The organism is Flavobacterium sp. C4GT6, assembly GCF_036347315.1.
Taxonomy (GTDB): domain Bacteria; phylum Bacteroidota; class Bacteroidia; order Flavobacteriales; family Flavobacteriaceae; genus Flavobacterium.
Map to the genome: position 1 here is coordinate 198879 of NZ_JAZGZU010000007.1, position 13549 is coordinate 212427.

Sequence of the window (13549 nt, forward strand, 5' to 3'; positions counted from 1 at the left end):
TGTATTTTTCAGGCTGTAAAACAGAAATGTTTTATGTTACTTTGTATTGAAACAAATTTATTAAAAAACTATTGCGCCACTCTTTATTATTCCAAAAGTTATGAAGAAAAAATTAGAAGCCGAACTGATAAGTATTGCACACAGGATATTGAAGCTAAAGAATAAGGCAGAGATTGAGCAGTTACAGCAGGAGACACTTAAGCTGTACGAAAAACTATCGGTGCTTAGATTTGTTGAGGAAAATTTTAATGATGTGAAGCCAACTATTGGTTTTTCTTCGGCAGAAGAAAAACTGGAAGATATTTATGGCGTAGCAGAAACCAAAGAGCAGGATGCGCCTGAAACTGTAGTGGCAGAAGAAACACCTGCCGATGCGGGTGAACCAAGGGAAGGTCTTGGTGAGACAGAGCAGGAAGCTGTAGTTGAAGAAACTGAAGAGGAAAAAGCCGAAGAGCCTGTAAGTGTGCCGGAACTTGAAAAACCGGAAGAGGAAATCAAGGCAATGGAAGAGTCGGTTGAGGCTGTTTATGAAAACGAGCAGGAGAGTAGTGATGAGGAGGAAATACATGCTACCGATGCTGCAACGATTACTATTGAACCTGATACTACCGTTGAAGTTGAAGAATCGGAAATTGATATAGAATTTGCTTTTGAAAGGAAAGCAGCTCCCGAAGAGCCAAAGGAAGAACCTAAAAAAGAGGTTACCATTGACGACTTTAGGGATTATAAGGATCCGGAGTTTGTAAAGAAATCTGATTTTGATGCTGCGCCTGTTCAGGAGGAAGTGAAAGAAGAGGTTAAGGAAGAACCGAAAGAGGAACCAAAACAGGAAGAGCCTCAGTTTGATTACAGTAATCAGCCTGTTTTTGAGCCGGCGAAAAACGAACCTGTTGAGGAAGTGAAGAAAGAAGAACCTAAAAAGGAAGAGCCGGTGTGGACACCTGCGCCTTCTACAGGTTCAAGGTCGCTTAACGATAAGTTCTCTAAAACCATTACACTGGGGTTAAACGACCGTATCGCTTTTGAGAAGCATCTTTTTGGCGGTAGTGCCGACGATTTGAACCGCGTGGTTTCACAACTGAATACCATTAATACATTTGGTGAGGCAAAATCGTTTATAAACGACCTTATTAAGCCTGATTACAATAATTGGGAGGGGAAAGAGGAGTATGAAGAGCGTTTCTTCCAACTGGTTGAAAAAAGATTTGATTAATGTCTAAACTATATATAGTACCTACACCTATAGGTAATCTGGAGGATATGACCTTCAGGGCGATTAAAGTGCTTAAGGAAGCCGACCTGATACTGGCGGAAGATACCCGTACCAGCGGTAAGCTTATGAAGCATTTTGAAATTGCAACCCACATGCAGAGCCACCACATGTACAACGAGCATAAAACCGTTGAGAATATTGTGAAACGCCTGCAGGCGGGTGAAACCATTGCCCTGATATCTGATGCGGGTACGCCTGCCATATCCGACCCCGGATTTTTACTTACACGCGCCTGTGTGGAAAATAATATTGAAGTGGAGTGCCTGCCGGGTGCTACGGCTTTTGTGCCTGCCCTGGTGAACAGCGGACTCCCGAATGATAAGTTTGTGTTTGAAGGTTTCCTGCCGGATAAAAAGGGAAGGCAAACCCGATTTTTAGCACTTGCCGAAGAATCGCGTACCATGATATTTTATGTGTCGCCACACAAACTGGTTAAAACCCTTGGTGAGTTTTTACAGTATTTTGGGGAAGACCGCCCTGTTTCGGTATCGCGTGAGCTAAGTAAACTACACGAGGAAACCGTTCGTGGTACTGCTACCCAGGTACTGGAGCATTTTACCAAGAAAGACCCAAAAGGCGAAATAGTAGTTATTGTGGGCGGAAAGCCCGAGGTGAAGAAGAGTAAGAAGGAAAAATTTGAAGTTTAATATTTAATTCTTCTGCTTTTTAGGGATTTCAAGAACTTTATTTAAACGTATGAAGCTAAAAGTGTTTTATTCCTGGCAGTCTGATTTACCTAATAAGACTAATAGAAGTTTTATTGAAAATTGTTTAAAGGATGCCTTGAAGACAATTTTTGAAAATAATAATACTATTTCTGAGTGTTTTATTGAAAGTGATAGCAGAAATGAAACCGGTACACCTGAATTAGCAAATACTATATTTTCAAAAATTGATAGTTGTGATATTTTTTTGAGTGACATTTCTTTAATATCAAATGCCTCTATTTTTAATAAAGTTAGTCAAACACGAAAAGTTTGTAATCCTAATGTTTTAATTGAGTTAGGATATGCTAGCTCTAGAATAGGCTGGAATAAAATATTATGTGTCTATAATCTTGAATATGGGCAAATTGAAGATTTGCCTTTTGATATAAGGCATAGGAAGCCTATTACTTATACTTCAAGTAATAAAAATTTAACGAAATTATTGATTGGACAAATCCAAAATATCTTTGATAATCATATAACTAATAAAAAATATTTTCAATCAATTAAAAAAGAAATAGATTTAGCAGTCCAAGCAATTTTAGTGGATATAAGTAAAGTTCTTTTCTTTAGAGAAGTGCCAAAATGTTATGATTATAACTTCTTACTTCATATGTCAAGAGAAGAAATAGAAAAGGTTTTTAGAGTAAAAACTTTTTTAGGATTTCAATTGTTGAAAGATAATGATTCGCATATTAGAGAGTTTGTTGAATTTTTTAATGATCAAGTTTATATAAATTTTTTAAGTGATAAAGAGAAAAATGCACTTGCAAAAATCATATTACAATTTAAAAATTTAAGTAAATTAATTTCAGATATTGAAGTTTACGATATATTTGAATGTGAGAAAAGATATGCTTTAATTGATGCAGTAAAGATGAATAAAAGTAATTCTAAAGGTAGTTTTATTCTTGTTGAAAAAATCAATTCTAGCAAAAGTGTAGTTATAGATAGTGGTAGCTTTAAGGATTTTCAATTAGAATTCTTACTTGATAGTTATAAAGTGAAAGATAATATTGTTGAGTTGTTAGCGTCGACCATTTATGATTTATGTTCTGAAATTAATGAATGGATAATGACTACAGGTAACTTTTTTATTATTAACCAAAGGCTTTTTGAGAAAGATAAAATATGAAAAGTGTTTCTCAGTTAGAAGTCTTTTAGTTGAATTTTATAAATAAAAATTATTCTTACATCGAGCATTAACCCACGACCTGATTTTCAAAAGAAAACCGGAAAATTAATTTTCCGGTAATGTTTTATACTGGTAATTATCCCAAAAAATAATACTAAATCAACCTTTAGTTGCCAATGCATTTCTCTTTAATTACATTTGGTGAAATTAAAAATTCTTCATGCGCTGGACATTAAAACCAACACCCGATCTTCAAAAAATAAAACATTTATCACAGGCGCTTCAGGTAGATGGTGTCATAGCTTCACTGCTGGTACAACGTGGTATTGAAACTTTTGAGGAGGCGAAGAATTTTTTCCGCCCTAAACTAAGCGATTTGCATGATCCCTACCTGATGAAGGATATGGATAAGGCGGTGAAACGTATTGAGAAAGCTATAGAAAATGGCGAAAACATCCTTGTTTTTGGTGATTATGATGTAGATGGTACTACGGCCGTTTCGTTAATGTCGTCATACCTGCATTCGTACTATCCGAATGTGGCGACGTATATACCCGACAGGTATGCAGAGGGCTACGGAGTATCGTTTCAGGGAATTGATTTTGCCGATGATAACGGGATGTCGCTTATCATTGCGCTTGATTGTGGAATCAAATCGATTGATAAAGTTGAATATGCCAAACAAAAGGGGATTGACTTTATAATTTGTGACCACCACCGTCCCGGTGATGAGCTGCCTGATGCTGTAGCGGTACTGGACCCGAAGCGAACCGACTGTACTTATCCTTATGACGAACTTTGCGGATGTGGTGTAGGCTTTAAACTGATACAGGCACTTGCAGGTAACCGTGGGCAAACCATAACCGATTTGGTTACCTATCTTGATTTGGTTGCTACAGCTATTGCAGCCGATATTGTCCCGATAACTGGGGAGAACAGGGTGCTGGCTACATTCGGACTCGATGTGATTAATACATTCCCCAGGCCGGGTATACAGGCGCTTATCCAAAACGTAAAAAAACAGAAACTTACCATAGGTGATGTGGTTTTCCAGATAGCACCACGTATTAATGCCGCCGGGCGTATTTATCACGGTAATAAGGCGGTGGAACTGCTTACTGAGTTTAACTTAGAACAGGCTCAAGAGTTTGCTGCGATGATTGAAGGACTCAATGCCGAAAGAAAAGATCTTGACAAGCAAATTACTACTGAAGCACTGATGCAGATTGTATCTAATAACGAGCAGGAGCGTTTTACTACTGTTGTGTATGATGAAAACTGGCATAAAGGGGTGATTGGCATTGTAGCTTCAAGATTAACGGAAACCTATTACAGGCCCACGCTGGTGTTTACAAAAAGCGGTGATAAATTGGCGGCTTCGGCAAGATCGGTAAAAGATTTTGATGTATATAATGCACTCGAAGCCTGTGCTGATCATTTAGAACAGTTTGGGGGGCACATGTATGCTGCAGGGCTTACGTTGAAGGAAGAACAGTATTCCGGCTTTAAACAACGTTTTGAAGAAGTGGTGTCTCAAACTATAGCTCCCGAGCTTTTAGTACCCGAAGTGCAGGTTGATGCCGAGATTGACTTTAGTGATATTACTCCAAAATTCTTTAGGATATTAAAGCAGTTTGAACCATTTGGTCCGGGTAATATGACTCCGGTATTCCTGTCACGAGGATTAATGGATACGGGTTACGGTAAAGCTATTGGTGCCGATGAAACCCATTTAAGGCTTTTTGTAAAGCAGGGTGACGCCGAAGGCTATGCGGCTGTTGGTTTCGGGCTGGCATCAAAAATAAATATAGCCTGTAATGGTAAGCCTTTTGAGGCGGTGTATTCTATTGAGGAGAATGAGTGGAACGGTAATGTTTCTACTCAGCTTCGTTTGCGTGATATACGCCCTGAGGAGTAACCGTTGAAAACTTTTTACTAAAAACAATCTATTTATTTAGAATGGTTTTAAATAATTTATATTTTTGTTTAAAACCACGAAAATGAAAGAGATTGAACAAATTTATTTTAACGATTTTGGTGTATCATTTTACTGGCGTAAAAACGATACGCTTTTAACCGATAGGATTCAGGTTATATTTAGGGAAACCGGCTTTTATTTTACTCGTGAAGAGGTGCAGCGTTTTGCCTGTATTGTAAACGAAATGTACGATAAAAACCATTGCGGAGGCTGTGGTTTTAGGAACAAATGCCACAGGTTTTTGCTTAAAACCCCGGTTAGTGAAATAGATTTGGCTGTTTCAGTGCAGGAACTCGTTGACATTAAAGATTTGCTTGAGGGTACGCTTTTTACAATGAACCTTAACGAGTACATTAATAATGTATGCAAAAATTAGTTTTTGTACTCTTTCAGTTCAAATTTCTCACCATCAAAAACACCATAGGTAAAATAACCAATCCAGTCACCCAGATTGATGTAAGTGGAGTTTTGTCCTAAATCAATGGTCATCGGTAAATGCCTGTGTCCAAAAATGAAATAGTCGTAGTGTTTTGTTTCCAGTTTTCTTTTAGAGTATAAAACCAGCCATTCGTTATCTTCACCTAAAAATCTAACATCTGAGTCGCCCGATATAAGTTTGTTTTTTACCGATAGGTACTGTGCCAGTTTAACTCCAAGATCAGGGTGTAACCATCTGAAAAGCCATTTTGAAAAAGGATTGGTAAATACCTTTTTCATTCTTTTATATCCTTTGTCGCCGGGTCCCAGTCCGTCACCGTGCCCTATAAGGAATACTTTGTCGTTAAAAGTGAATTCTTTTGGTTTGTGGTAAACAGGAATGTTTAGTTCTTTTTCAAAGTAGTCATTCATCCATAAGTCGTGATTACCTACAAAAAAGTATATAGGTATACCGGAGTCGCGTATTTCTGCCAGTTTTCCCAATACTCTTACAAATCCTTTAGGAACTACTGTTTTGTATTCAAACCAAAAATCAAACAGGTCACCCAGTAAAAAAATAGCATCGGCATCTTTCTTAACCTCGTCCAGCCAGGCTACAAATTTTTTCTCTCTTGGGAAGCTTTTTTCTTGGGTTGGAGCACCTAAATGTTGGTCGGAGGCAAAGTATATTTTGAGTCTTTGGGACATGCTAAATTCTTAAATAATATGCCAAAGATATGAAGACAATTTTAAAAAGAAGTCATACTGTTATAATAACCTTATCTTTTTAAATTCATAACAAATCGAAATAAATTTGTTTTTTTTAGTTAAAACATAACTATTAGCTATTAAATTGCTACTAACCTTATCTTTTTTTTTATACTTTCGGTAACTTAAACATAAACTACTAATTTATTATCTATGAAGAAAATTACTTTATTGTTTTTCATGGCATTGTTAAGCCTTTGCGGTTACTCGCAGGACGGGCTGCCATTGGAAGGCTTTGAGGGCACATTTGCCCCAACCGGCTGGACAATACACAACAATGGGATAGGTGTGGTGCAAACCTGGAAACAGTCTCAGTTTGGGAATGATTTTCAACCTCCATTTGCAGGAGATTATGCAGCTTTCCTAGATCGTGAAAACGTTCCGGATGACGGAGATCCAGCTAAAGACTGGCTTGTTACTCCACAATTTACAATGCCTTCAAACGGTCAGTTACATTTTTACTGTCGTTTAACCCTTGGTGGTAACCAGGGAGGTACTTACAGAATTATTATGGCGCCTTCAGGTGCTGATCTTGATGATCTTGATGCTTATACTGTTGTTCAGTCATGGACTGAGCCTGGGATTAACCCTGCACAAACTGAATATGTTGAGGTTACGGTAGATCTACCAGGTACTGCAGGGCAGGATTATTATGTTGGTTTCCTTATGGAAGGAGATAATGCTGACCGTTGGTTAGTAGATAACGTAAGTATTATTGAACAATGTTTACCTCCTACAGGTCTTACTGTGACTGGTGTTACAGGTGAAACTGCTGATTTGAGCTGGACCGGAGGTGCTGCTCAGTATGAAGTTGAGGTGGTAGAGTTTATTGATGCCCCAGATGGTACACCTGATTATTTGGTAGATGGAAACTCAACAACTATTAACGGATTAAGTCCAACTACAGCTTATAAATATTATGTTAGAGCTGCTTGTGGGGACGGTAACTTTAGTGATTGGGTTGGTCCATATAATTTTAACACTGCACCGGGTAACGATGCCTGTGCAGATGCTGTTGCTTTAACAGTTAATCCAACTAATATTTGTGCGGTAAGTACACCGGGTAGTATAAACGGTGCTACTGCTTCTGCCGAAGGCAACACGTGTTTCGGTACGGATGATGATGATGTTTGGTTCTCTTTTGTAGCAACAAACACTACTCATCTTGTTAACTTAAATAATATTACAAACGGTACTACCGATTTGTATCATGTTGTTTATGAAGGTACAGATTGTTCTTCATTAACACAATTATATTGTAGCGACCCTAATAACAGTATAGCTACAGGGCTTACAGTAGGTAATAATTATTATGTAAGGGTTTATTCATGGACATCTCTGGCAAACCAGACTTCGAACTTTGAAATCTGTATTGGTACACCACCGCCACCACCGGCAAACGATGAGTGTGCTGATGCAACTGCGGTTCCTGTTAACCCTGATTTAGATTGTGCTCAGTTTGTAACGGGTACTGTTTACTCTGCTACTGCTTCTGCCGAAGGTTCTACATGTTCGGGTACAGAAGATGATGACGTTTGGTTCTCATTTGTAGCAACAAGTACTTCTCATACAATTAACCTTAACAACATTACAGGTGGTACAACTGCTCTTGATCATGTTGTTTATTCAGGTTCTTGCGGATCACTTACAGAACTTTACTGCAGCAACCCTAATAATAGTGTTGCTGGTGGTTTAACAATTGGTAATACTTATTATGTAAGGGTATATTCAACCGCTTCAACCCCTCAAACATCTGCGTTTGATGTTTGTATTGGTACACCTCCGCCGCCACCGGCAAATGACGACTGTGCTAATGCATTTGATGTAACTGTTAACCCTGATTTAAACTGTACTTCATTCACATCGGGTACTGTAGCATGGGCTACTCCATCTATAGACGCTAACTCTTGTGGTGGTACAGATGATGACGATGTTTGGTTCTCATTTGTTGCAACAAGTGAAACTCATACAGTTAATCTAAATAACATTACGGGTAGTACAACTGATTTATATCATGCTGTTTACTCTGGTTCATGTGGTTCATTAACAAACCTCGTTTGTAGTGACCCTAATAACAGTTTAGTAGGTGGTCTTACTATAGGTGAAACTTATTACGTTAGAGTATATACCTGGACTTCTACTCCGGCTCAAACATCTGCGTTTGACTTATGTATTGGTACACCTCCGCCGCCGCCGGCAAATGACGAGTGTGCTAATGCTGAGGTTGTTTTAACAAACCCGGATCTTGATTGTGGTAACTTTGCTTCGGGTACTATTGCATGGGCTACAGGTTCCCTTGAAGCTAACACATGTTTTGGTACTGATGATGATGACGTATGGTATCAGTTTGAAGCAACAAGTGAGGTGCATCAAATCAGCCTTACTAACCTTGTAGGTAGTACAACATTTATGTACCATACTCTTTATGAAGGTGATGACTGTGGTTCTATGACTCAGCTTTACTGTTCTACAAACAATACAAGCGTTGCAGGCGGTTTAACTATTGGTCAGACTTACTATGTAAGAATTTATACTTCTACAGGTGTAAGCGGACAAACTACTACATTTGATTTTTGTGTAGGTACACCGCCGCCGCCGCCGGCAAATGATGATTGTGCAGATGCTCAACAGGCGTTTACTAACCCTGACCTTGAGTGTGGTAATACCGTTTCGGGTACTATTGCATGGGCTACAGAATCTGGTGAGCCTAACTCATGTTTCGGTACAGATGATGACGATGTATGGTATCAGTTTGTTGCTACAAATGATGTACATACTATAGATCTTACAAATGTTGTAGGTAGTACAACTTTCCTATATCATGTTGTTTATGAAGGTACTTCTTGTGGTTCTATGACACAAGTATATTGTGCAACTACTAACAATAGTTTAGCGAGTGGTTTAACAGTAGGTAATACTTATTATATTAGAGTTTACAGTTCAACCAATATTGCTCCGCAAACTACTACGTTTGACTTATGTATTGGTACACCACCACCGCCACCGGCAAATGATGAGTGTGCTGAGGCTATTCCTGTACCGGTTAACCCAACTCAGGTTTGTGAGCAGGTAGTTCCTGGTTCTTTATCATGGACTACTCCGTCTGCAGAACCTAATACATGTTTCGGTACAGATGATGATGATGCTTGGTTTGAATTTGTTGCTACAAATGATACACACTTAATTAAAATTCTTGATATTGAAGGTAGTACAACTTTCTTATATCATGCGGTTTATGAAGGTGACGAATGTGGAGCGCTTACTCAGGTGTATTGTGGTACTTCAAACAGTACAACTGTAACAGGATTAACTCCGGGTACTACTTATAAAATCAGAATTTATACTTATACTTCTACTTCAGGTCAGTTAGTTGACTTTAACCTTTGTGTAGGTACACCACCACCACCACCGGTAAATGATGAATGTGCTGATGCTACTGAGGTTCCGGTTAACCCAACTCAGGAGTGTGTTGAGGTTGTTCCTGGTATTGTATTCTCTGCAACAGCTTCTGCTGAAGGTAATACTTGTGGAGGTACTGACGATGATGACGTATGGTTTGAGTTTGTTGCTACAAACGATACTCATGTAATTACATTACAAAACATCACAAATGGTACTACTGATTTATATCACGTACTTTATGAAGGTGATGAGTGTGGTACTTTAACACAACTATATTGTAGTGATCCTAACCAGAGTTTTGCAACCGGCTTAACTATTGGTAATACTTATAAGATAAGAGTTTACTCTTGGTCGTCAACTGCTCAAACTTCAGAGTTTGAAGTATGTGTGGCTACACCACCACCACCACCGGCAAACGATGAGTGTGCTGAGGCTACTGTGGTTCCTGTGAACAATAGTTCAGAATGTGTAGAGTTTGAATCTGGTACTATTTATTCTGCAACAGCTTCTGCTGAAGGCAATACTTGTGGTGGTACTGCAGATGATGACGTGTGGTTTGAATTTACAGCTACAAGTACTGTACATTTTATTACTTTAAGTAATATTCAGGGTAGTACAACATTACTATATCACGTGCTTTATGAAGGTGATGAGTGTGGTACTTTAACTCAGGTTTATTGTAGTACAGCTACTCAGAGTTTAGCAGAAAACTTATCTCCGGGTACAACTTACAAAGTAAGAGTTTACTCGTCTACATCTACTCCAAACCAAACTTCAACGTTTGATATTTGTGTGGGTACTCCTGCAGGATCAATTGCTGTAGATGAAACATCATTTACTGTAGAGCAGTTAGTAGAGAACGTACTTATTAGTTCTGAATGTGCACTTGTTTCTAACATCACATCTCAAACAGGTACTAACTTTGGTCAGGCTAATGGTATATCTTACTTTAGCCAAAATAACTCATCTTTCCCATTTGCTGACGGTGTTATACTTGCTACAGGTAGTGTTCAGGAAGCTCCGGGACCTTACCCTAATAACAACACAGGTACTCAGACAAATACTTGGGTAGGTGATGCAGACTTATCAGCTATTATTGCTGAAGGAGGTAACACAGGAACGCTTAACAATGCATCTATCCTTGAGTTTGACTTTACTCCGCTTACAAACCAAATCACTTTTGATTTCATGTTTGCTTCTCAGGAGTACGGTACATTCCAGTGTAACTTCTCTGATGCATTTGCATTTATACTTACAGATTTAGATAACCCTGATCCTGAAACTAATACCACTAACCTTGCGGTTATTCCTGGTACAACGATTCCGGTATCGGTAGTAAATATTAGGGATAATCAATATAATACGGGTTGTGATTCTCAAAATCCTGAATATTTTGGTTCTTACAATCAGGATAACCCTTATGGATCTGCCATAGGTTATAGAGGTCAAACGGTTGTTATGACAGCTGCAGGTCCTGTAGTTCCTGGTGGTAACTATCACATTAAACTTGTGATTGCCGATTATAATGACTCTATCTTTAACTCTGCTGTATTCTTAGCAGGTGGTAGTTTTGATATTGGCGGACTTGATTTAGGTATTGACCTTACGGTTCCTGGAGGAAATGCTATTTGTGATCAGCAGGAAACAATTATTGAGACTGATTTAGATCCGGATCTTTATGACTTTGTTTGGTCTGTTACTGATGACGAAGGTGTTACTACTCAGTTAGACGAAACTGGTCCAAGCTTAGTAGTTAATCAAACGGGTGATTACACTGTAGTGGTTAACTATGAAGGTACAGACTGTATACTTGAAGGTACTAAACGTGTTGAGTTCTACCTTCCTGTAGAAGAAACTGTGGGTGCTCCTATTGATCTTATTGCTTGTGATTCCAGCGGATTTGCTTCATTCGACTTTACGTCTAATACTGATTTAATAGTAGCAGGCATACTTGAAGGATATGATGTTGCTGATTTTGAAATTTCATATCACGAAAGTGAGGCTGATGCAGAAAGTGGTGATAATCCTATAGGCCCTGTATATGATAATACAGTTGCCGAAGCTCAGCCTATATATGTAAGAGTAGCGTACCTGCCAACAGGATGTGTGGGTGTTCTTAACTTTAACCTGATTATTCAGGATCTTACACCTGATTTTGATATGGGTGGAGACTTTAATATTTGTGAAGGAACTACAGATGCTACTATAGACATTGTTGCTATTAACTTTGATCCGGCTTCTCCTGATGTGACTTATACATGGACATTTAACGACGCTCCTCTGGCAGAAACAGGTACAAGTGTTATGGTAACCGGAGAAGGTTCTTATGAGGTAACTATAAACAACTCAGGTTGTGAGGCTACTCAGTCAGTATATGTAACTGTAACTCCTGTTCCGGTTGCAGATGTAATGGAAAATGTAACTTCATGTGATATGTATGTTCTTCCTGAATTAAGTGCTAATAATAATTATTATACTGGTACTGGCGGAACAGGTGATATGTTACTTGCGGGTGATCAAATTACTACTTCTCAGATGATATATATATATGCAGAATCTGCTACTGCACCTACAAACTGTACAGATGAGACAAGTTTTGAGGTTAGTATTGTTCCAACACCAATTATTAGTGTTAACCAAGGTTGTGAAGGCGGAACCTACATGCTTGAAGTAGCTCTTGATGCAAACTATACAGAAGATACTGTTAATATTGACTGGACTAATGCCGGAGGTGCTACTATTGGTACCGGCTTAACCGCTACAGCTACAGAGATTGGTGTTTACACCGTAACTGTAACACCGGTTGGAGGTGATATCTGTTCTTCATCTTTTGAGCTTACTGTTGATAATGTTGCCTGTATGATTCCTAAAGGTATCTCTCCAAACGGTGATACTAAGAATGACAACTTTGACCTTACAGGGTTTGGAGTTGTTAAAATAGGCATCTTTAACCGTTATGGTAAAGAGGTTTATAGTCAGGGAGCTTATACTAACGAATGGTATGGCCAAGACAAAAAAGGTAATGAACTTCCAACAGGTACTTACTATTACTCTATTGAATTGGAAAATGGAGATAGTAAAACCGGATGGGTTTACATTAACAGAGAGGAGAACTAAGAATAAATTTTAAGGCAAACAGGCTGCGGAACCCTTTTCAGGGTTCCCCGGCTCTTGCTTTTGCCTAACAATAAAGAAAACACACACATGAAGAAAATATACCTTGCGGCGCTAGTTGCGCTGTGCGGTCTGGCAGATGTTTCTGCCCAGCAGGATCCGCACTATACGCAGTACATGTATAACATGAACGTGATCAACCCTGCCTATGCGGGTTCAAAGGAGAACTTATCCTTTGGGCTGTTATACCGCAAACAGTGGGTTGACATAGAGGATGCGCCAACCACGGCGACCTTTTCGGGCAGCAGCCCGGTGGGCAAGAATGTAGGTTTGGGACTATCGGTAATCAATGATGAGATCGGTCCTGTAAAAGAAACCAACGTGTACGCCGACTTTTCCTATACTCTTAATTTGGGCGGAGAACACCGTTTAGCCTTAGGCCTTAAGGCGGGTACTACCTTCCATGATGTAGGTCTTTTCAGTGAGATTGGTAACGGTAACGTTCCTACACCCGGAGACCCTGCTTTCAGTGAAAACGTAAACAATACCTATTTCAATGTAGGTGCAGGATTCTTCTACTATACCCAGAAGTACTACCTTGCTTTTTCGGTACCGAACATGCTGAACAGCAAACACCTTGATTTTGATTCAACTACCCAACAGTTCGGATCAGAGGTACAACACTACTTCCTAACGGGAGGTTATGTATTCCAGTTATCGGAAAATGTAAAGCTAAAGCCATCGTTTATGCTTAA

8 protein-coding genes are annotated in these 13549 nt (G+C 39.0%); 7 read left to right on the plus strand and 1 reads right to left on the minus strand.

Annotated elements, in window-relative coordinates; genetic code table 11:
* Positions 1–100: 100 nt before the first annotated feature.
* From V3Z67_RS10730 to V3Z67_RS10750, 5 genes are all read left to right on the plus strand, one after another.
* Positions 101–1213 carry a hypothetical protein gene (locus tag V3Z67_RS10730; RefSeq protein WP_330443300.1) on the plus strand — a complete coding sequence of 371 codons (1113 nt, stop codon included), beginning with the start codon at positions 101–103 and terminating at the stop codon, positions 1211–1213.
* A complete protein-coding gene (gene rsmI, locus V3Z67_RS10735; RefSeq protein ID WP_330443301.1) occupies positions 1213–1920 on the plus strand; it encodes a 16S rRNA (cytidine(1402)-2'-O)-methyltransferase in 708 nt (235 codons plus the stop codon). The genes V3Z67_RS10730 and rsmI overlap by 1 nt, the downstream gene beginning before the upstream one ends.
* A 49-nt stretch (positions 1921–1969) precedes the next feature.
* Positions 1970–3115, plus strand: coding sequence for a hypothetical protein (locus V3Z67_RS10740; RefSeq protein ID WP_330443302.1), 1146 nt, complete (start codon positions 1970–1972; stop codon positions 3113–3115).
* A gap of 220 nt (positions 3116–3335) precedes the next feature.
* Positions 3336–5033 (plus strand): single-stranded-DNA-specific exonuclease RecJ, encoded by a 1698-nt coding sequence (gene recJ, locus V3Z67_RS10745; protein WP_330443303.1) that lies wholly within the window; start codon positions 3336–3338, stop codon positions 5031–5033.
* Positions 5034–5115: 82 nt separating this feature from the next.
* Positions 5116–5469, plus strand: a complete 354-nt coding sequence (locus V3Z67_RS10750; RefSeq protein WP_330443304.1) for a hypothetical protein — start codon at positions 5116–5118, stop codon at positions 5467–5469.
* On the opposite strand, the gene V3Z67_RS10755 is transcribed toward V3Z67_RS10750, so the two are convergent.
* A complete protein-coding gene (locus V3Z67_RS10755; RefSeq protein WP_330443305.1) occupies positions 5466–6218 on the minus strand; it encodes a UDP-2,3-diacylglucosamine diphosphatase in 753 nt (250 codons plus the stop codon). The genes V3Z67_RS10750 and V3Z67_RS10755 overlap by 4 nt on opposite strands.
* 213 nt (positions 6219–6431) lie before the next feature.
* Here V3Z67_RS10755 and V3Z67_RS10760 point away from each other — a divergent pair, with 213 nt between their 5' ends.
* The gene (locus V3Z67_RS10760; protein ID WP_330443306.1) at positions 6432–12797 is read left to right on the plus strand and encodes a choice-of-anchor L domain-containing protein; all 6366 of its coding nucleotides are present in this window, start codon (positions 6432–6434) and stop codon (positions 12795–12797) included.
* Between the two features lie 87 nt (positions 12798–12884).
* A partial coding sequence (locus V3Z67_RS10765; RefSeq protein WP_330443307.1) for a PorP/SprF family type IX secretion system membrane protein occupies positions 12885–13549 on the plus strand: 665 nt, incomplete at its 3' end.

Coding starts and splice junctions, on each gene's coding strand:
- V3Z67_RS10730 (WP_330443300.1), top strand. CDS start 101: ATGAAGAAAAAATTAGAAGCCGAACTGATAAGTATTGCACACAGGATA.
- rsmI (WP_330443301.1), top strand. CDS start 1,213: ATGTCTAAACTATATATAGTACCTACACCTATAGGTAATCTGGAGGAT.
- V3Z67_RS10755 (WP_330443305.1), bottom strand. CDS start 6,218: ATGTCCCAAAGACTCAAAATATACTTTGCCTCCGACCAACATTTAGGT.
- V3Z67_RS10750 (WP_330443304.1), top strand. CDS start 5,116: ATGAAAGAGATTGAACAAATTTATTTTAACGATTTTGGTGTATCATTT.
- recJ (WP_330443303.1), top strand. CDS start 3,336: ATGCGCTGGACATTAAAACCAACACCCGATCTTCAAAAAATAAAACAT.
- V3Z67_RS10760 (WP_330443306.1), top strand. CDS start 6,432: ATGAAGAAAATTACTTTATTGTTTTTCATGGCATTGTTAAGCCTTTGC.
- V3Z67_RS10740 (WP_330443302.1), top strand. CDS start 1,970: ATGAAGCTAAAAGTGTTTTATTCCTGGCAGTCTGATTTACCTAATAAG.